The 17,238-nt window shown below is 59.3% G+C and carries 24 protein-coding genes, 1 tRNA gene and 2 riboswitches; of the genes, 13 read left to right on the forward strand and 12 right to left on the reverse strand.

The window, feature by feature from the left end:
• The first annotated feature begins 81 nt into the window (after window positions 1-81).
• From ACM561_RS00145 to ACM561_RS00155, 3 genes are read left to right on the forward strand one after another with little or no spacing between them, the layout of a single operon-like run.
• Window positions 82-1,329, forward strand: coding sequence for an OpgC domain-containing protein (locus tag ACM561_RS00145; protein WP_425907138.1), 1,248 nt, complete (start codon window positions 82-84; stop codon window positions 1,327-1,329).
• Window positions 1,326-2,087 (forward strand): SGNH/GDSL hydrolase family protein, encoded by a 762-nt coding sequence (locus ACM561_RS00150; RefSeq protein ID WP_425907139.1) that lies wholly within the window; start codon window positions 1,326-1,328, stop codon window positions 2,085-2,087. Before ACM561_RS00145 ends, ACM561_RS00150 begins: the two co-directional genes overlap by 4 nt.
• Window positions 2,087-3,040, forward strand: a complete 954-nt coding sequence (locus ACM561_RS00155) for an SGNH/GDSL hydrolase family protein (protein WP_425907140.1) — start codon at window positions 2,087-2,089, stop codon at window positions 3,038-3,040. Before ACM561_RS00150 ends, ACM561_RS00155 begins: the two co-directional genes overlap by 1 nt.
• A 39-nt stretch (window positions 3,041-3,079) precedes the next feature.
• Here ACM561_RS00155 and ACM561_RS00160 read toward each other — a convergent pair whose 3' ends face one another.
• Entirely contained in the window at window positions 3,080-4,273 is a 1,194-nt protein-coding gene (locus tag ACM561_RS00160) for an O-succinylhomoserine sulfhydrylase (protein ID WP_425907142.1), read from the reverse strand.
• Between the two features lie 71 nt (window positions 4,274-4,344).
• Window positions 4,345-4,424, reverse strand: a riboswitch (SAM riboswitch).
• Window positions 4,425-4,596: 172 nt separating this feature from the next.
• Between ACM561_RS00160 and ACM561_RS00165 the strand changes: the two genes are divergently transcribed.
• From ACM561_RS00165 to ACM561_RS00180, 4 genes are all read left to right on the forward strand, one after another.
• On the forward strand, window positions 4,597-5,703 hold the full coding sequence (locus ACM561_RS00165; protein ID WP_425907144.1) for a 2'-deoxycytidine 5'-triphosphate deaminase: 1,107 nt from the start codon (window positions 4,597-4,599) through the stop codon (window positions 5,701-5,703).
• 122 nt (window positions 5,704-5,825) lie between these two features.
• Window positions 5,826-5,886: riboswitch (Fluoride riboswitch) on the forward strand.
• 55 nt (window positions 5,887-5,941) lie between these two features.
• Window positions 5,942-6,151, forward strand: coding sequence for a hypothetical protein (locus ACM561_RS00170; RefSeq protein WP_425907146.1), 210 nt, complete (start codon window positions 5,942-5,944; stop codon window positions 6,149-6,151).
• On the forward strand, window positions 6,148-6,528 hold the full coding sequence (gene crcB, locus ACM561_RS00175; protein WP_087881084.1) for a fluoride efflux transporter CrcB: 381 nt from the start codon (window positions 6,148-6,150) through the stop codon (window positions 6,526-6,528). The genes ACM561_RS00170 and crcB overlap by 4 nt, the downstream gene beginning before the upstream one ends.
• Before the next feature lie 103 nt (window positions 6,529-6,631).
• Window positions 6,632-6,705 (forward strand) — tRNA-Gly (locus ACM561_RS00180).
• Between the two features lie 53 nt (window positions 6,706-6,758).
• On the opposite strand, the gene ACM561_RS00185 is transcribed toward ACM561_RS00180, so the two are convergent.
• From ACM561_RS00185 to ACM561_RS00225, 9 genes are all read right to left on the reverse strand, one after another.
• A complete protein-coding gene (locus ACM561_RS00185; RefSeq protein ID WP_425907148.1) occupies window positions 6,759-7,100 on the reverse strand; it encodes a tyrosine-type recombinase/integrase in 342 nt (113 codons plus the stop codon).
• The gene (locus ACM561_RS00190; RefSeq protein WP_425909840.1) at window positions 7,093-7,530 is read right to left on the reverse strand and encodes a DUF5681 domain-containing protein; all 438 of its coding nucleotides are present in this window, start codon (window positions 7,528-7,530) and stop codon (window positions 7,093-7,095) included. Before ACM561_RS00190 ends, ACM561_RS00185 begins: the two co-directional genes overlap by 8 nt.
• Window positions 7,527-8,306, reverse strand: coding sequence for a hypothetical protein (locus ACM561_RS00195; protein ID WP_425907149.1), 780 nt, complete (start codon window positions 8,304-8,306; stop codon window positions 7,527-7,529). Before ACM561_RS00195 ends, ACM561_RS00190 begins: the two co-directional genes overlap by 4 nt.
• 581 nt (window positions 8,307-8,887) lie before the next feature.
• Window positions 8,888-9,091, reverse strand: a complete 204-nt coding sequence (locus ACM561_RS00200) for a cold-shock protein (protein WP_425907151.1) — start codon at window positions 9,089-9,091, stop codon at window positions 8,888-8,890.
• Between the two features lie 136 nt (window positions 9,092-9,227).
• Window positions 9,228-9,587 (reverse strand): hypothetical protein, encoded by a 360-nt coding sequence (locus ACM561_RS00205; protein WP_425907153.1) that lies wholly within the window; start codon window positions 9,585-9,587, stop codon window positions 9,228-9,230.
• A complete protein-coding gene (locus ACM561_RS00210; RefSeq protein WP_425907155.1) occupies window positions 9,584-9,718 on the reverse strand; it encodes a hypothetical protein in 135 nt (44 codons plus the stop codon). The genes ACM561_RS00205 and ACM561_RS00210 overlap by 4 nt, the downstream gene beginning before the upstream one ends.
• Window positions 9,719-10,012: 294 nt before the next feature.
• Window positions 10,013-10,369: a cupredoxin domain-containing protein gene (locus ACM561_RS00215; RefSeq protein WP_425907157.1), complete on the reverse strand. Its 357-nt coding sequence runs from the start codon at window positions 10,367-10,369 to the stop codon at window positions 10,013-10,015.
• An 8-nt stretch (window positions 10,370-10,377) separates the two neighbouring features.
• A complete protein-coding gene (locus tag ACM561_RS00220; protein WP_425907159.1) occupies window positions 10,378-10,899 on the reverse strand; it encodes a DUF4142 domain-containing protein in 522 nt (173 codons plus the stop codon).
• A gap of 95 nt (window positions 10,900-10,994) precedes the next feature.
• The gene (locus tag ACM561_RS00225) at window positions 10,995-11,690 is read right to left on the reverse strand and encodes an RNA polymerase sigma factor (RefSeq protein ID WP_425907161.1); all 696 of its coding nucleotides are present in this window, start codon (window positions 11,688-11,690) and stop codon (window positions 10,995-10,997) included.
• Between the two features lie 372 nt (window positions 11,691-12,062).
• Between ACM561_RS00225 and ACM561_RS00230 the strand changes: the two genes are divergently transcribed.
• Window positions 12,063-12,521: a hypothetical protein gene (locus ACM561_RS00230; protein WP_425909842.1), complete on the forward strand. Its 459-nt coding sequence runs from the start codon at window positions 12,063-12,065 to the stop codon at window positions 12,519-12,521.
• A 362-nt stretch (window positions 12,522-12,883) separates the two neighbouring features.
• Window positions 12,884-13,480: an SCO family protein gene (locus ACM561_RS00235; RefSeq protein ID WP_425907162.1), complete on the forward strand. Its 597-nt coding sequence runs from the start codon at window positions 12,884-12,886 to the stop codon at window positions 13,478-13,480.
• A 398-nt stretch (window positions 13,481-13,878) separates the two neighbouring features.
• Here the strand turns inward: ACM561_RS00235 and ACM561_RS00240 are convergent, their stop codons facing one another.
• Entirely contained in the window at window positions 13,879-14,154 is a 276-nt protein-coding gene (locus ACM561_RS00240) for a glycosyltransferase family 2 protein (RefSeq protein WP_425909844.1), read from the reverse strand.
• Between the two features lie 142 nt (window positions 14,155-14,296).
• Between ACM561_RS00240 and ACM561_RS00245 the strand changes: the two genes are divergently transcribed.
• On the forward strand, window positions 14,297-14,803 hold the full coding sequence (locus tag ACM561_RS00245) for a hypothetical protein (RefSeq protein WP_425907164.1): 507 nt from the start codon (window positions 14,297-14,299) through the stop codon (window positions 14,801-14,803).
• Window positions 14,804-15,052: 249 nt separating this feature from the next.
• On the opposite strand, the gene ACM561_RS00250 is transcribed toward ACM561_RS00245, so the two are convergent.
• Window positions 15,053-15,355 (reverse strand): helix-turn-helix domain-containing protein, encoded by a 303-nt coding sequence (locus ACM561_RS00250; protein WP_425907166.1) that lies wholly within the window; start codon window positions 15,353-15,355, stop codon window positions 15,053-15,055.
• 9 nt (window positions 15,356-15,364) lie between these two features.
• On the opposite strand from ACM561_RS00250, the gene ACM561_RS00255 reads away from it, so the two are divergent.
• The 3 genes from ACM561_RS00255 (at window position 15,365) to ACM561_RS00265 (ending at window position 17,215) form a co-directional block, all read left to right on the forward strand.
• Window positions 15,365-16,345 (forward strand): IS1595 family transposase, encoded by a 981-nt coding sequence (locus ACM561_RS00255; protein WP_425907168.1) that lies wholly within the window; start codon window positions 15,365-15,367, stop codon window positions 16,343-16,345.
• A 285-nt stretch (window positions 16,346-16,630) separates the two neighbouring features.
• Window positions 16,631-16,855 carry a type II toxin-antitoxin system RelE/ParE family toxin gene (locus ACM561_RS00260; protein WP_425907170.1) on the forward strand — a complete coding sequence of 75 codons (225 nt, stop codon included), beginning with the start codon at window positions 16,631-16,633 and terminating at the stop codon, window positions 16,853-16,855.
• Window positions 16,856-16,891: 36 nt separating this feature from the next.
• Window positions 16,892-17,215 (forward strand): helix-turn-helix domain-containing protein, encoded by a 324-nt coding sequence (locus tag ACM561_RS00265; protein ID WP_425907171.1) that lies wholly within the window; start codon window positions 16,892-16,894, stop codon window positions 17,213-17,215.
• Window positions 17,216-17,238: the final 23 nt, after the last annotated feature.

Raw genomic sequence — 17,238 nt, forward strand, 5'->3', positions numbered from 1 at the left:
CACCGTTAGCGTGAAGCTGTCCTCCCGTAAATCCATCTCGATCGCGCAGGCGATTGAGATGGCCTTATCGAAGCCGAGCGTATGCCGCCAGTTACCGATCAGATTGTCGGAGCGCGCACGAGGGCGGCCCCTGCGGGCGTCACGCGCGATGCCCCGGTCGTTTTGATTCCGACCCCGCCGCGCGACCGCGAGCTAAGGCTCGATCTGTTTCGCGGGCTCGCGCTATGGTTGATTTTCATTGACCATCTGCCGCAGAACCTCCTGACCTGGCTCACTCTCCGCAACTATGGCTTCAGTGACGCCACGGAGATTTTCATCTTCATCTCGGGCTATACCGCAGCCCTCGTCTACGGACGCGCTATGCGCGAGCGCGGATTTGTCGTCGCCGCCGCGCGCATTCTCAGGCGCGTCTGGCAGATCTACGTAGCACATATCTTTCTATTCACGATTTTCCTCGCGGAAATTTCCTACGTCGCGAGCAGCTTCGAGAACCCGCTTTACACCGAGGAAATGGGCATCCTCGATTTTCTCAAGCAGCCCGACGTCACGATCGTGCAGGCACTGCTTCTGAAGTTCCGCCCCGTCAACATGGACGTGCTGCCGCTCTACGTCGCGCTGATGCTCTTTTTTCCGCCGGTGTTGCTGGTGATGCAGCGCAAGGCTGATCTGGGGCTAGCGCTGTCGGTCGGTTTTTATGCACTCACCCGGTGGTTCGATCTGGCACTGCCCGCCTATCCCAACGGGGTCTGGTTCTTCAATCCGTTCGCCTGGCAACTGCTGTTCGTGTTTGGCGCATGGTGTGCGCTCGGAGGCGCCAAGCGCATGTCGCGCATCCTGTCTTCGCCGGCGACGCTTTGGATTTGCGCCACCTATCTGCTGTTCGCTTTCTGCACCACGCTGACCTGGCATGTGCCGCAGCTCAATCATTTGATGCCGGACATCGCCGAACAGTGGATGTATCCGATCGACAAGACCAACCTCGCCGTGCTGCGCATCGTCCACTTTTTGGCGCTCGCCGCGCTGGCCGTCCGCTTCCTGCCCAGGAACTGGCCGGGATTGGCCTCGCCCTGGCTTAAGCCGCTGATCCTGTGCGGCCAGAATTCGCTCCAGATCTTCTGTATCGGGGTCTTTCTGGCCTTCGCTGGGCAGTTCATCCTCGCAGAATACTCCGGCGGCGCCACGATTCACCTCATTATCAGCATTTGCGGAATCCTGATCATGTCCGCCGCCGCATGGGTGTTTTCGTGGTACAAGAGGGTTGCGGGCAAGGGCGGAAGCCGCGCCAAACCTGCCGATGGCGACTCGGATCTTGCGGGAGGAGGAGCATGAGGACCGGCTTGGCGTCGGTCTTGATCGCGCTGGCCGCTTCATCGGCCAGCGTCTCCGCGTGTGCTGACGATGTGACCAAAAGCTGCGCCGTGCCGGCCTATCTGCTGACCAGCGATAGTACACTGTCCCGGGTCGCCTCGGCGGTCAGGGCGGGCGGCCCGCTCAACATTCTGGTGGTGGGCAGCCGTTCCTCATCAATATCCGGAGCCGAGGAGGAAGCCTATCCGGCGAAATTGCAGGCTGCACTTCGCGAGAAATTGCCGGGCATTCTCGTGAACGTGTCCGTGGAACTGGCTTTGCGCAAGACCGCAGAGGATGTCGCGCCGAGCCTCGGCAAGCTCGCGGAGGCGAAAAAATCAACTCTGGTGGTGTGGCAGACCGGCATTGTCGATGCCATCCGGTCCGTCGACATCGACGACTTTCGCGAGGCCCTCGACCAAGGCGTGACCTCATTGCAGAAAGCGGAAGCGGATGTCGTGCTGATGAACATGCAGTACAGCCCGCGCACGGAAACCATGGTTTCAATGACATCTTACATCGACAACATGCGCGTCGTCGCGCAGCAGCGCGACGTTCCAGTGTTCGACCGCTTTACAATCATGAGTAAGTGGAACGAGAGCGGTGAATTCGATCTCTTCAGCCCGGTGCGTGGAGCAAGCCTTGCCAAACGCGTTCACAGTTGTCTCGGTAGCGCCTTATCGACCTTCGTGATCGAGACCGCTCGCATCACCCCCACCGAACTCGGGACCAAACGTTGATGATGATCCTCCGCTTCCGCAGAACCCTCGGCCCGGCCGCGGCGGTCATGCTGGTGGCAGCATCGACCTCCACCGCACTCGCACAAACGTCGCCGGCCAACGCGACAGGCAGCACCGCACCAGTTTCTTCGGTCGCAACCGCGCAATCCGGCACGCCAACGCAGGGCCTGTCCGGAAGGACGATCGACAAGGTAGCGGCAATTGCTGCCCGCGCGCGCGACATCTTCAATCGCGTCCCCTGCCTGCCGCCGAAGGGTGTCTCGCAGTCGGTGGGATCACTGCCGCATGTGGCGGCCAAGCTTGCCGCTAACAAACCGGTTGTCATCGTCGCCTTCGGCTCGTCCTCGACGCAGGGTTACGGCGCGACGTCGCCAGAATTCAACTATCCGAACCGGCTAGCGGCCCAATTGCACCGCAAATATCCGGCCGCCGCCATCACCGTGCTTAATCGCGGCAAGGGCGGCGAGGACGCGCCCGAGATGATGAAGCGGCTGCGAACGGAAGTGATCGATGCCAAGCCGGACATGGTGATCTGGCAGGTCGGCACCAACGCGGTGCTACGCAATCTCGATCCCGCGAGCACCGCGAAAACTGTCGAAGACGGCGTCGCGACCATTCAGGCCTCCGGCGCCGATCTGGTCCTGATCGATCCGCAATACGCGCCCGCCGTCAATGCCAAGAGCGAGAATGCCGGCAGAATGGTCAGTCTGCTGAACCAGGTCGCGCACTACAGGCATGTCGGGATTTTCCCGCGCTTCGAGGTCATGCGCGACTGGCACGACCGGCAGTCGCTACCGTTCGACACCTTCGTGACCAAGGACGGCCTTCACATGAACGACTGGGGTTATGCCTGTTTCGCCCAGTTGCTCGGCGACAACATCATCAAGTCGGTGGATCAGGTCCAGGCTGGCGTCAGTTTACCGGCGGCCGCGACTGTCAATCGGCCGTTGTGAGACTTTACCACCTCTCCTTGTTGGAAAGGGAAGAAAGCCTCACACCTTTTCCAGTGCGGCAACGAGATCCTCGATCAGGTCGTCCCTGTGTTCGAGACCGGCTGAATAGCGGATGAAGCCTTCGCCGATCCCGAGCCCGGCGCGGACTTCCGGGGCGAGCCGCTGGTGGGTGGTGGTTGCCGGATGGGTGACGAGACTCTTGGCGTCGCCGAGGTTGTTCGAGATGCGCGCGAGCTTCAACGCGTTGAGACAGCGAAACGCCGCCGCCTTGCCACCCCTGACATCGAAGCCGATCAGCGTCGAGCCGGCGCGCATCTGCTTTTTCACCAGCGCCGCCTGCGGATGGTCCGGCCGGCCGGGATAGATGAGGCGGGACACTTTCGGATGCGACGCCAGTACGTCCGCGATCGCCGCGGCGCTCTCGGTTTGCTGGCGCACGCGGACGCTGAGCGTCTCCAATCCCTTCAGGAGAATCCAGGCGTTGAATGGCGAGATCGACGGCCCGGTCTGGCGTATAAAGGTCTGGAGATGATCCTGAACGAAAGCGTTCGACGACAGGATGACGCCGCCGAGCGTCCGTCCCTGGCCATCGATGTGCTTGGTGGCCGAATACACCACGACGTCGGCGCCGAGTTCCAGCGGGCTTTGCCAGATCGGCGTCGCGAACACGTTGTCGACGATCAGCCGCGCTCCAGCCTGATGCGCGATCTCGGCGATGCCGCCGATGTCGAGCACGTCGAGCGTCGGGTTGGTCGGACTTTCGATGAAGCAGGTTTTGGTGTTCGGCCGCATCGCCTTGCGCCATTGATCGAGATCAAGGCCGTCGACCAGCGTGGACTCGATGCCGTAGCGGGGCAGCAGGTCTTCGACCACATAGCGGCAGGAGCCGAACAAGGCCTTTGCCGCCACCACATGATCGCCCGCCTTCAGCGGCGCCAGCATCGCGGTGGTCACCGCGGCCATGCCCGTCGCGAGGGCGCGAGCGGTCTCCGCGCCTTCAAGCGCAGCCATGCGCTGCTCGAACATCGCGACCGTCGGGTTGGAGTAGCGCGAGTAGATGAAGCCGGGATCGTCGCCCTTGAATCGCGCCTCACACTGTTCGGCGGTGTCGTAGACGTAACCTTGAGTCAGGAACAGGGCTTCCGAGGTCTCGGCGAACTGCGAACGCAGCGTGCCGGAATGAACCAGCCGGGTTTCAGGGTGATAGCGGGGTGCGGACTTGGTCTCGGACATATGATCTCCTGCGTGTCCGCCGCGGAAAGCGGCCACAAAAAAACCGGCCTGGAAGAACTCCACAAGCCGGGATCACATTGTCCCCGGCCTGTTTAGCGACTTATTTAACGTGGCTGCAAGCCGGCCGGCTCAAATCACCACGGAACGCTGTCATGCCTAGTCCCGCCTCTCCCGTCCGTCAAGCCAATCAATTGACAATCGCAATCGGCTGGCTGCAAATCCGGATTCAGACGTCAGAACCCTGCCTCTCGCCGACGGACAAGCACTAAAAGCTCCCGCTCCTGTTTTAGGGTCGATATCGCCCAGGCCGTAAAGACGACATCGTGTCATTCTCGCTCCCTCCCGACGCCAACGGTATTCTGCCCGACCGCATGATTGCGGCGATGGCCGACGCAGGCCTGATCCTGCCGGAATATCCATTTGTCGAGAGCCAGATCCAGCCGGCAAGCCTCGATCTGCGGCTCGGCGCCATGGCTTATCGGGTGCGCGCCAGCTTTCTGCCGGGGCCGGACGCAACCGTCGCTGAACGCATCGACGAGCTCAAGCTGCACGAAGTCGATCTTTCCGACGGCGCGGTGTTGGAGACCAACTGCGTTTACATCGTGCCGCTGCTGGAGAGCCTGGCCCTGCCGCCCGAAATCATCGCCGCCGCTAATCCAAAAAGCTCGACCGGCCGCCTCGACGTGTTCACACGCGTGATCGCCGACGGCACCCGGCGCTTCGACATGATTGGCGCCGGCTATCACGGGCCGCTCTATGCGGAGATCAGTCCCAAGACGTTTCCAGTGCTGCTGCGCGAGGGATCGCGGCTGTCGCAGGTCCGCTTCCGCACCGGAGACGCCGTTCTCGATGCCCACGAGCTCGAAGCCTTGCACGGACGGGAGCGGCTCGTTGATGTCGACGACGCCGATCTCGTCAACGGCGTAGCGCTCAGCGTCGATCTTTCGGGCGATTATGCCAACGGCTTTGTCGGCTATCGCGCCAAGCGCCATACCGGAGTGGTCGATATCGACCGCCGCGGTGGCTATGTGGTCGGTGAGTTCTGGGAGCCGATCGCGGCGCGGCCGGACGGCAGCCTGATCCTGGATCCTGGCGAATTCTATATTCTCGCCTCGAAGGAAGCCGTTCAGGTGCCGCCGGACTACGCCGCGGAAATGGTGCCGTTCGATCCGCTGGTCGGCGAGTTCCGCGTGCACTACGCGGGCTTCTTCGATCCCGGCTTCGGCTATGCCGGCGCGGGCGGACAGGGTTCACGTGCGGTGCTCGAGGTGCGCTCGCGCGAGGTGCCGTTCATTCTTGAGCACGGCCAGATCGTCGGCCGTCTCGTCTATGAGAAGATGCTGTCGCGGCCCGACGCGATGTACGGCCAGCGCATCGGCTCTAACTACCAGGCCCAGGGCCTCAAGTTGTCGAAGCATTTCCGATTGTAAGATCGCAAAGGCCTGCTGCTGATTCCATCAGAAACGGAAAGGCTCTAGCCTCATCCTTTGATTGAGCATGATCTCATTTGAAAACCGGCTTCCACTTTTCCGGATCATGCTCTAGCATAACCGAAATCGATGGGGATGGAGTCCCCCGATAACCGCCGCAAGGCTAATGACTCCTACCGGGCGCCTTTGCGTCGGTAGGAGCTATTTCCTTCCCCGCTGCGCCCGAGAAGGGCGCGTGATGAACAGACTTCCGAGTTCGCTGTCGGTCTCGTTGTGGAGCGTCGGCGTTTGCTGGGTGGCCGTTGCGATCGGCTACCTGATGGAATCCCAGACGCTCCCGGTGATTTCCCTGTTGATCTCTCTAGCTGTTCTTCTGGCGATCCCACTGGTGGTCATCGGCGTTTTGGGCGGTACGGCCGAATGGCCGCAGAAGGAGCAAAAGCCTTGAAGTGGACGTATATCCTGGCCGTCGCGGCCGGCGGGTCGCTGGGATCGGTGGCCCGCTATCTCGTCGCCATCGGTTTCGGCAAATTGCTGGGCCCGAAGTTTCCGTGGGGAACGCTGGTCATCAATGTCACGGGGTCGCTTCTGATCGGACTGTTCGCCGGCCTGTTCGCTGTCCGATGGAGTCTGCCTCAAGCCGTACGCATCTTCCTTATCGTCGGAATCTGCGGCGGCTACACCACGTTCTCCACGTTCTCGCTCGATTCATTCTATCTGATCCAGCGGGGCGAAGTGGCTGCCGCCGCCTTTTACATGATCGTTTCCGTCGTGCTATCCGTTGGCGCGGTGATCGCGGGCTTACAGATCGTGCGGGTGCTTTAGAACGATCCTTCGGACATTCCCCGCTGTTGTGGAGCGGTTCGCTCGTTTGACGTCTTGGCGGGCTCACCGCCATCGGTTACATCAGGGGATGGAGCGCCGATAAGCGGGCGTAGTTCAATGGTAGAACGGCAGCTTCCCAAGCTGCACACGAGGGTTCGATTCCCTTCGCCCGCTCCAACACTTAGCAGAAATCGGACGGGCGGTTTTGCTATGGGTTTTGCAAGGTTCGTTCACTCTCTGGCCTCCAGCTTCCTGATCCGCGCCTTGATGGCCGCGCTGCGCCCGACATACCTGCGGATGATCTTCTCGACCGATTCCTCTTCCCACGCCAGCGTCTCCGCGATCTCGCGCATGGTGAAGCCAGCGATGTAGAACTTGGTCGCTGCGGTCCCGCGCAGGTCGTTGAAGTGCAGACCTCGATCAGCCATGCCAGCGTCGATCTTGGCCGTGTTGAATGAGCTGCCGAAACCGTCGGCTGTCCAGGGACGACGCTTGCTGCTAGTCAGGATAGTGGTCGATCGCTTGGGGATACGGGCGAGAACATCGCGTAGCGTACCATACAGATCATTCATTGCCGTCCATCCTTTGCTCGATCGCATGCAGGCGAATTTCCATTTGCGTGGTTTCGATCGCGCGCCGCTGCAGCTCAACAACGCCAGCGATCTCGACAGCCTCAACCGGTGAAAGCAGACCGGCCACCATGGCCGCCGTGACAGCCTCCATTGCGGTGACAACGTCACCGGCTGTTTTGATCGTCGGCAAAGCAACCGGCGCGGCTCGGCCTTTGCGCGGCGGCTCGATGCGGTCAACGATAAGCTTTTGCGAGGCTCGATCCCCGCGCTTCGCTTGTCGAATGATCTTGTCGACGATGGCCGCGCGGTCGTCCTCCGACATGCTCTCGATCAAGATCGTCGCACGGTTGCGGGTGCCCGGCTTGCGGCCTGACGGGTTTCCGGACGTCCCCCTTCTGGAATCTGCCGCCGCCTGCTTTTGACCTGTTATTTACAGGTGCTGCTGTCACGTGGAGGTCCCCAAACAAGGCCACCGGCAGGCTGAGCGCCGCCGATGACCAGATTTTCAGCAGTCACTTCTCGCACGGTTACGCTCCGGCAGGCCCATCTTGGCCCGATGTACTGGACGTGCCGCACGGGGCGCGACAACTGCTTGAAGATCGTACCGTTACCGATGAACTCGTGAACGGTGTGTCCGCCGGGCAAGGTTTTGGTGATCATGCGGTGCTGAAATTCGGGCATACCATCCGTGTTCGAGCTGGCCGTCACCGTGTCGGCGCGAATTTCGCTGAAGATGTTTTCGAGTGCTTGGCGGTCCGCCGAGATCAGCCCCAGGTCGACGCCTTTCCACTTCGCCGAGTGCCTTTGCATCTTTCGATGCATCCGGATGCCGTAGTTCACTAGCTCTTCGCCAGCCATCGGCGGCTCGGCGCGTTCGTTGTGCGAGCGCAGTGCCGCATCGGCCTTGGCTTGCATGTCGGCGAACGCGTTGAGGTCGGCCATGGGGCGCGCTTGCTTCTTCTTCAAGTCCGCAACGCTTGACGCCAGCGCTGCGAACTCGGAGCGGGGAACGCTGTCAGCAGCGACCCGGACGGCTTCTTCTTTTTCGTCAGCATCCTCGGACGTGTCTGACTGGGCTGCACCAGCCTTCTTCATCGCCGCGTCGAGCGCATCGCATCGCTCGCTGATCTTCAAAATCTGCGCGGTAACGTCGCCGCGCATCTCTTCCAAGGCGGCTAGCAGCTCTCTAACTTGTTCAGGGTCCATCTTGGTTATCTCCTATTTCGTTTCGCTTGATGGTCCCTGCGGGTACACCGTACAGCCATGCGCGAGTTTCTCAAAACGCCTTTGTGGATAGGGTTTCGGGGTAACAATCGATACGATTTGCATTCGATCGTACGTTGCGGCTATGGTGCGTGCGGTGGAAATCTCCGTGATCATTGGTCTTCGCCTCTTGGTGTCTCCTGTGTTGTCGAGCGAGCCGCGCTGGTCCCAAACCTAGCGCGGCTCGTTTCGTTTTAGTGAAAGACTACGCGACGGATGTACTCGCGCTGTCTATCGTGCTGATCCCGGCGCAAGAGCGGGTCCCGCCGGGATTAGCGAGCGCAAGACCCCCACGATCATTCCGACGCAACGTTGGACATAGCCGCTAAAGGCCATTGCTTTTTCGAGGTCATCAAGGGGTAGCAACTGATCCGGCCTGCAATGAAGCTGTAGCTCTGCATGGTGAATGGCGCGGTGCCGAATGCGTGTTGCACCGAAAACATTGGCAATGCGGAAAAGCAAATGGCCCGAAGCATTGCCCGGGCCATCCACATCGCGAGCGAGCGTACATCCGGCTCAGCTCACTAACCTATCCGCAGGTTCTCCGCGCTCTCTTTGCCGCGGTTCGCCACGACTTCGTAGGACACCTTAGCGCCCTCTGCCAGGCCGGTGAATCCTGCCTTCTCCACGGCAGAGATATGAACGAATACGTCCTTGCCGCCATTGTCGGGCTGAATGAAGCCGTAGCCCTTCTGCTCGTTGAACCACTTCACAGTACCAATTGCCACGTTAGTCTTCCCCAAAACATTGAGATGCGATTACAGCCCTAAGCTGTGACGAATGCAAGACGATCCCTTGGCGGGAATCATCGGACTCCCTGAAAAAATCAATATGTCCAAACAAAAGCTCCCCGATCGGTGGGCATCAGTGCCCCTGCAACACCAATAGAATGCGACCGCACGTCTTGAGGTATATGTTGTAATCGTAGCCCGGTATCGAAGCGGCCAGCCCCTTCACGCAATGAATCATGACCTGCATCACGGGGTAGGTAGGAGGAGCGTTGGCCAGCACGTCCCTCATTGCATCGAACTCGGCGAGTACCGCATCGCAGTGGCGACGCTCCGCCCTAATGCCCTTCGCGCACTCGACCTGGGCTTCCTCGGCGCGTGCGGCCGGAGCGAACATGAGCGACACTGCCAGTACCGCGGCAGCCAGACAATTCGTGAGAATGATCGGGCTGTTCTGAAACGAGAGCTGATAGATTTCTGCGGCGCTGCTTTTCATGGCGACGGTGCTACCTGTTGCGCTGACACGATCACGTTGCTGCCCGCTGCGTTCATGACTTTGACGTCGGTCTGCACATGGATGTGGCCGCCCGTCGCACCGCGCGATGGGTTCTTATATTCGTCGATCACTTTCCCGCTGATGCCCTGCTTGCGCACGCCCTCGCGGAACGGTCGCGGAACGTCCGGGGATTATTCCGGGACTTTCGCCCGTATCGGGGGATTGTGCGGTTGGGTTTTGCTTTTCGGCGCTACCCCTTTGATGTGTTTGGGACGCCTTTTGACCGGTTTTGCAGCTAAGTGCTTGGGGACGCTGAGACACGTCGAGCTTCCCAAGCTGCATACGAGGGTTCGATTCCCTTCGCCCGCTCCAACGTCGTCCGGCGGTTTCCTGCCGCCCGACCGTGCGCTTCCGGTACCCAAGGATTACGGCGCGATCGTCAGCCTGGCTTTCATATTGGGATGGAAGCGGCAGTAGTAGTCGATCATTCCCGCCTTTTTCAGAACGAGCTTGACGGTTTTGTTCGGCGGCAGCGTCACGTCCCAGTCGTCGTTTCGCGCCGTCGCGGTATGTGCGAAGATGTCCTCGTTGACCCATTCGATGGTGTCGCCGACCTTGGCCTCCGTCTCGACCGGCATGAAAGCGAGGTCCTGCATCGAAACTCGAACCGTCGCCGCGCGGGCCGCGGCGGATAGTCCCAAGGTCGCGACCCCCATACCTACGATGCTCAGGGCTGCGACTCCCAAGGCTGCGACAATCGGGAGATATCCGTCCGGCTTCATGGCGCGCCCTACTTCAGTTCGGCCGCGACTTGTTCGGCATGCTGCTCGTGGCCCTGGAAGATCTTCAGCCCCGTTTGCAACAGGCTCTTCAACTCGGCATTGCTGGCCGACGGAATGAGCAGAGTTTCAAGGGCGTCGTCGACCGCCTTGTGATAGGCGACCTCGTTGTCGACATAGGCCTTGTCGAACGCGGCACCCTTCAGCTTCGACAGCTCCTGGAGTTTGGCGGCGGCGTTCTTGGACAGCGTACGGCTGGTGTCGTTATCCTCGGGGGTGACCTTGAGTTTCTTGACCAGCGCGAGTGCCTTGTCGTTCACCGCCTCATGATCGCGCACCATATCGGCAGCGAAAGCCTTCACCTCTTTATTATTGGATTTCTTCAGCGCCTGCTTTGCAGCGGTGACATCGATAACGCCGGCAGTGTAGGCAATATGCGCAATCTGCGGATCGGTGAGTTTTGCGTTCTGTGCAAAAGCGGTGCTGCTCAGCAGCACAACAGCGGCGATCGCCGTGCTCAGTCGAACGAACATTCTTAATACTCCTGTGATGCCGCGATTCGAAAATCGCCGGACGTTTTGTTGCGACACACAGGATTGGATGCGGCCCCAGGGAACAAGTTCCCGAATTATTTGGTCAGACCAAGCCGGCCGAGAACCGCATCGGTGAGACGCGCGCAGCGTTTGCCGGCGAAAGGAAAGGCCTCCATCAAGACCGGGCCGACTTTCTTTTCCACGTTCGCGCGCAACATCGCGCGGGCACGATGAAGCCGCGTCTTCACGGTTTCCGGCTTGAGATCGAGGATCTCAGCGGTTTCCTCCACATTCATTCCCTCGATCACGCGAGTGATGAAGACAATGCGGAACGCTTCGGGCAATTCGTCAACCGCCTGCTCGACGACGTGCTGTATTTCGCGCTGGGCCATGGTTTTTTCGGGGTCATCGGAAACGGCGGACACGGGAAACTGGATGATCTGGGCGTTCGACGACCCCGGCTCCTCCAGCGTGGTCCAGTCGACGGTGGGGCGCAGGCGCCGCCGCCGGCCAAGCGCCTCGTTGATGGCGATGCGCGCCAGCCAGGTCGCGAGACGGGAGTCGCCACGAAAGCTCTCAAGATGCGTGAAGGCACGAACGTAGGTTTCCTGCACGACATCCTCGGCCTCGCTATCGTTGCGCAGGATACCGCGGGCGACCCGGTACAGTTTGCGATTATTCGCCTGCATGATGGCGCGGATAGCGCCTTCGTCGCGCGCACGAGCGCGGCGAACCAGTTCCAAATCGTTGTCGCCGGGGCCGACAACCAGCCGGGACTGAACCTGTTGCATGTCGCATCACTCCGGATCTCAGGATACTCCACCGTTAGAGGAATAGATGCGGCAAAGTCGGCCAGGTTCCCGGCTTTGGTTTGTTAACCATAATTCCGCTGTCCCGATGAATCGTCCCGTTCGAGCGGCGTGAGAAAAAGCAGATACAGGTTTTGCGTCGGTATCCGAGTAAATTGATCAAGCATTTCTTCATGCGAACTGGGTTCTCCTTAAGCCAACACGCTCCGGTAAGTGCAGCGCGTCGGCAACACTGAATTCGAATCTTGTTTTAGTGATCAAGGCGATCTGGACAAAACGCCGATCTCACCAGAGGCTACGGACTTGGAGTCGCACAAAGATCACCGCCGATTCGAAATCGACACGGGGCAGATGATGAGGGTCGTGACGGGATTGCTTGCAGCGATATTCCTGCTGGGACATGTTGTTGCAAGTCATGCCGTGGTTCGGATTGGAGAGGATCGGGGCGGCCGGATCGGAACCTATCTTGATAAATATGAGGCCGTTCGCAATTCTGGTCAGTCCGTCGTCATCGACGGTCTATGTGCATCAGCTTGCACCATCGTTCTCGGTACGGTCCCGCATGACAAGATTTGCGTGACGTCTCACGCTGCTCTCGGGTTTCATGCCGCTTGGGATATCGGATCGAACGGCCGCGCCGTCACCAATTCCGAGGCGACCCTTATGCTGTATTCGATGTACCCTTCCGCAATCCAGCGCTGGATCAAAGAGCGCGGTGGTTTGACGCGGCGCATGATCTTCCTGCGTGGCCGCCAACTCGCTGACATGTATCGTCCATGCTACCTTGACGCGCAGGCGTCGTCGGCGCGCTGATCTGACAGCGCCAATTCATCGTAAAAGTGGCCAATTCATCACCACGTGATCGCACCCGGTTGCGCTTGCCTTAAGGGCGGGACTGGCTTTATCTGAAGCCTCGCCGTGTCGGCAGGGCGCTGTGGGCGCGCTACGGAACCGCTGGGGTCTTCGAGACGCACGCTTCCGGCCTCGCCGCCCGCTTCCATAGCGTTTTCGAGCGAAGTGGCGACCTGCTCGCGTGAATAAAACGCGTCAAAACAACAATCTAGGGCTTCGCTTCTGATTCGTCAGAAGCGAAAATACTCTAGGCTGTTCCGCAAGTTACGAAGGCTTGATAGCGAGGACGTGGCCTTCGGAAGGCGCGACACCAAGGATAACCGATGTCAAATAGAGTAGCCCGTCCGCTGATCCTGTTTGCGGCCTTCGCCGGTAGTCTCGTCGTCGGTCTCACGGTGGTGCTCTGGCTGCTCGGCGGGCTCGCGGGCACGCGCACCGCAACGTCGATCGGCGGTGGCCCATTCAAACTGACCGACCAGACCGGTCAGACTGTCACCGAAAAGAGCATGGTCGGCCGGCCGACCATTATTTTCTTCGGCTATACCCACTGTCCCGACGTCTGCCCGACCTCGCTGTTCGAGATGTCGGAGGTGTTGCGGGCGATGGGGCCGGACGCCGACCGCATCAACGCCTATTTCGTCACGGTCGATCCGGAACGCGATACGCAGGAAGCGATGGCAAGCTATCTTTCCAGCTTCGATCCACATCTGAAAGGCTTGACCGGCGATCCGGCGACTGTCCAGAAAGCCCTGTCCGCCTTTCGGGTTTACGCAAAAAAAGTCCCGCTGAAGGATGGTGCCTATTCGATGGATCACACGGCGCTGATCTATCTGATGGATCGCGAGGGCCGCTTCGTCTCGCCGTTCGATCTCAAACGTTCGGCTGAAGCGGCCGCCGCCGATCTCAAGCGTTATCTGTAGCGCTGCCACCGTTGTGCCGCGGAGGACGGGCGTTCGCGAGGCGGCGGCTGATCGGATTTGCGGGGAAAGGCCATGCTCGGTCTTTTCCCATTTATACGGTTCGCTCAGCAGTTGATACAGCGCTCGCCACGCCGCAATCGAAAGACAGGCCCAATAGATCGGCGTCAACGCCAGGATCCAGCCCTGACGCAACTGCCCGCGCCGCGCGAGGCCCATCAGTCCGACCACGATCGTGGAGACGAACCCCGCGGCGATTGTGGTCAGATGCAGCGGCGTGACCGCGCCCGTGGCAAATCCGCCGCTGATGACGCCGGCATCCGCTAGCAAGCGCAACGTCATATCGACGACGAGGATCGGAAAGGTCAGCGCCGTCAGCACGTTGCCCCCGATGATAGCATTCAGCGTGAAAAACCCCTTTGCGCCTGCGTCCTCCATAACCGCCGGGGCCGGCGCATATGCACGCTCCAGGTCTGCATCCAACCCTTCATCCAACGCGAGCGCTGACGCAACCATCCGCCGAAACGCGCCGGCGCCTCCTCGAAAGTCGTCGACGCGAAGGTGGTCGATCGATAGCCGAAGCGCGCCAGCCGAAAGCCGAGGTCGGCATCCTCGGTGACGTTGTAGGCATCCCAGGCGCCAACCTCGCGAAGGACCGCGGTGCGAAAGTGCGGTATTAGGTAGCAAACTCACCAATCCGCCTGTCGGCCAGCTTTGGCAGTGGATAAGTGTGAGTTATCCACCTATTGGGCTACTGCCATTTGGCCCCATTGGGGCGAATCATTGATAAAAGGCTCTCCATTCAAGAGGGCCTTTGCCATGCGTGACATTCGGGATGATTTGAGGGAACGCCTCGCGGCTATCCAATCTGCATTCAATGCCGCCGTGGATGAGAACGAGGCCCAAATCGTCGCTATTCAAGCTGCCTATCGGCAAAAGGTGGACGCTTTTGAGCGGGAGCGCCAAGCCGTGCTTCAATTGCTGAGAATAGAGGAAGAGCGCTCTCAACCGGCGGAAGTTAAAGAAGGGCAGTCCGTTGCCAGACAGCCTGCATTGCCCCTTTCAGAGTTCATTCTGACCAAGCTCCACGCGCAAGGTCCGATGACGAAAGATCAAATCAGAGCCGAAGTTGACCGCGCCGGATATTTCGACGGAGAGGCAACAGGGCGAACGCTCCATCTTACGCTCATGAACATTAGCGGCTCCGGCGGTCGCGTTTGCAGGTTGATTGATGGCCGCTACGCCTGCCAGACCAAGGCCGGACATCAAACCCTCTTCGGGCCTACACAGTCCATCAACGGAGATGCGTCTCATGCTCTAATGTGAAAGGGCCCAAGCGAGAAATCGCTTGAGCCCTATGAAAGATTGGGGGTGCACAGTGCAGGGGCAAGGTTGTCCAGCCACGTCCCCGGCGGGTGCAAGTCCCGCTACCTCCACCTAGTCTTCTCCCGTAGCTGGGAGAATCGGAAGGCTCCGTAAAGGAGCCGGGAGAAGGGCCGCTCTCGCTTTGCTACCGGGGGTGGCCCGCCTCTTCCTTTCCTAAGCTAATAGATTCGATTGAATCCGTCCACAGCTCTACTGGGTTTTCCCCTTTGAGAAGATGATTCCGCATGTCTTGGCGTCGTCAACGAACGATAGGCCCTCGGCCTCCAATACAGCTCTCATTGCCGCTAGATTGTTCCTCGTCGGCTCCCTGCGGCCGGCCTCAAAGTCTCGCACCGTCGAAACGCCCACGCTCGCGGCTTTTGCAAGCGCGTCTTGAGGCCAATTTAGCCATGCTCGCGCGGCTCGACACTGTTCCGGAGTCATTAGCGGAATATGATGACTAAAAAGAATTTCGTCAAGGTCATAGATTTTCGTTGACGCCATCACTTTCATTACTTATCAATGAGGTCAACGGAAAACGTTGGCCTCATGTCGCAGCACTTCCTCCTCTCAGCAAAGGCGCGGACGCTAAGTCTGGCGAAAGTCGCGCGCCTTTCTGATGACGAGGCTTATGAGACGTTCCGGCTGATCCGCTGGGCTGCGACCGATGGCTCTCCCGTCTGCCCGCGCTGCGAATGTGCCGCCGTCTACACCTACACCACGCGCCGCTTGTTCAAGTGCAAGGCTTGCTCGCATCAGTTCTCGGTTACGTCGGGGACGATCTTCGCTAGCCGGAAGCTGCCGGTTCGCGACTATCTCTTGGCCATTGCGATCTTCGTCAACGGCGCAAAGGGCCATAGCGCGCTTCAACTGAGCCGCGATCTCGATTGCCAGTATAAGACCGCTTTCGTGATGGCTCACAAAATCCGAGAGGCGTTGGCTTCGGAAGATCATGGCGCAACCGCCTCGGGCGAGGTCGAAGTTGATGGCGCTTACTTCGGCGGCTACGTGAAGCCTGCAAACCATAAAGGTAACCGCCGCGACCGTCGCCGCATCGTCAACCAAAACGGCAAGCGCCGCGTCGTGGTCATCATGCGCGAGCGCGGCGGCCGCACGTTGCCTTTCGTGTTCAAGAGCGAAGATGCTTCTCTCGTGAAGATCGCACAAACCGTTGCGCCGGGCAGCATCATTCATGCCGACGAAGCGACACATTGGGACGCGCTACATGCGCGTTTCCTGACGAAGCGGATCAATCACAGCGAAAGCTATTCGGACGGCGACGCTTGCACCAATCAAGCGGAGTCGTTTTTCTCTCGGATGCGCCGCGCCGAAATCGGCATTCATCACCGTATCGCGGGCGACTATTTGTCGGCCTACGCGGGTGAAATGGCGTGGCGTGAAAACAACCGCCGCGTCAGCAATGGCGAGCAATATCTGATGGTAGCGGACGCTGCTTTGCGGCATCCCATCTCGCGCCAGTGGAAAGGCTATTGGCAGCGATAGATCAATTAAGCGTGAGATTTCAAAGAGATTGGAACGAACTACGCCAATGGCGCATTATTTCGTTGACTTGGTACTCCAATGGAGTAGTCTGAGTGCATAAGCGGCGCTCAAATCCTTTGGAGACTATCATGTTCAATGCGGGTTCATACTACATTACTATTGCTGAGATGACTGACTTTATTGACGATTCAAAAAGTATTTTCACCGACGAAGAGTATGACGATTTGGTCCTTTTTCTTGCGGAATATCCGGATTCTGGGGAGTTGATCCCTGGGCACCGGAGGCGTGCGTAAGCTGCGTTGGCGCGCCAAAGGGCAAGGCAAGCGCGGCGGTGCGCGTGTGATCTACTACTTTAGGGACTTGAATGTTCCTGTGTATCTCCTCGCCGTCTATGCGAAGGGTGAGAAACTGAATCTCACAGAGGGGGAGAAACAGGAGATGAGCAAGATGGTCGATCTTATCGTTGAGGCTGCACTGGCTAAGCGTTTCACCGTCGTTAAGAGAGCCTAGGAGATAATATTTCTGCCGATTTATAGAGAGGGTGTCATGTCCGGTCGAAAGATCCTCAAAGGCCTTACAGAGGCCGTGGCTCACGCGCGAGGAGAGGCGACGAATGTTCGTGAGCGCAGTATCCACATCGAGGATAGCGTTGATGTGCGAAATATCCGCAAAAAGCTCTCGCTAACTCAGCAAGAGTTTTCGCTGCAGTTTGGGTTTAGCTTGGCGGCTGTCCGCCATTGGGAACAAGGCAGTCGCATTCCCGAAATGTCGGCTCGCGTGCTTCTTACCTTAATTGATAAAGACCCTGATTATGTTCGTCGTGCGCTGGGGATGACTGACGAAGAGGAGCGTGCCGTAGTTTGCGGATAAGTTAGCCCACAATTGAAACGAAA

This window comes from Nitrobacter sp. TKz-YC02 (assembly GCF_049852135.1).
Lineage (GTDB): Bacteria > Pseudomonadota > Alphaproteobacteria > Rhizobiales > Xanthobacteraceae > Nitrobacter > Nitrobacter vulgaris.

Bases quoted from the DNA above. Each gene is read 5' to 3' on its own strand.
- ACM561_RS00250 (WP_425907166.1), bottom strand. From the start codon at position 15,355: ATGAAAGTGATGGCGTCAACGAAAATCTATGACCTTGACGAAATTCTT.
- ACM561_RS00215 (WP_425907157.1), bottom strand. From the start codon at position 10,369: ATGAAGCCGGACGGATATCTCCCGATTGTCGCAGCCTTGGGAGTCGCA.
- ACM561_RS00230 (WP_425909842.1), top strand. From the start codon at position 12,063: ATGAGGGTCGTGACGGGATTGCTTGCAGCGATATTCCTGCTGGGACAT.
- ACM561_RS00220 (WP_425907159.1), bottom strand. From the start codon at position 10,899: ATGTTCGTTCGACTGAGCACGGCGATCGCCGCTGTTGTGCTGCTGAGC.
- ACM561_RS00195 (WP_425907149.1), bottom strand. From the start codon at position 8,306: ATGGACCCTGAACAAGTTAGAGAGCTGCTAGCCGCCTTGGAAGAGATG.
- ACM561_RS00225 (WP_425907161.1), bottom strand. From the start codon at position 11,690: ATGCAACAGGTTCAGTCCCGGCTGGTTGTCGGCCCCGGCGACAACGAT.
- ACM561_RS00265 (WP_425907171.1), top strand. From the start codon at position 16,892: ATGTCCGGTCGAAAGATCCTCAAAGGCCTTACAGAGGCCGTGGCTCAC.
- ACM561_RS00255 (WP_425907168.1), top strand. From the start codon at position 15,365: ATGAGGTCAACGGAAAACGTTGGCCTCATGTCGCAGCACTTCCTCCTC.
- ACM561_RS00155 (WP_425907140.1), top strand. From the start codon at position 2,087: ATGATGATCCTCCGCTTCCGCAGAACCCTCGGCCCGGCCGCGGCGGTC.
- ACM561_RS00145 (WP_425907138.1), top strand. From the start codon at position 82: ATGCCGCCAGTTACCGATCAGATTGTCGGAGCGCGCACGAGGGCGGCC.
- ACM561_RS00150 (WP_425907139.1), top strand. From the start codon at position 1,326: ATGAGGACCGGCTTGGCGTCGGTCTTGATCGCGCTGGCCGCTTCATCG.
- ACM561_RS00170 (WP_425907146.1), top strand. From the start codon at position 5,942: ATGAACAGACTTCCGAGTTCGCTGTCGGTCTCGTTGTGGAGCGTCGGC.
- ACM561_RS00185 (WP_425907148.1), bottom strand. From the start codon at position 7,100: ATGAATGATCTGTATGGTACGCTACGCGATGTTCTCGCCCGTATCCCC.
- ACM561_RS00245 (WP_425907164.1), top strand. From the start codon at position 14,297: ATGCGTGACATTCGGGATGATTTGAGGGAACGCCTCGCGGCTATCCAA.
- ACM561_RS00160 (WP_425907142.1), bottom strand. From the start codon at position 4,273: ATGTCCGAGACCAAGTCCGCACCCCGCTATCACCCTGAAACCCGGCTG.
- ACM561_RS00205 (WP_425907153.1), bottom strand. From the start codon at position 9,587: ATGAAAAGCAGCGCCGCAGAAATCTATCAGCTCTCGTTTCAGAACAGC.
- ACM561_RS00235 (WP_425907162.1), top strand. From the start codon at position 12,884: ATGTCAAATAGAGTAGCCCGTCCGCTGATCCTGTTTGCGGCCTTCGCC.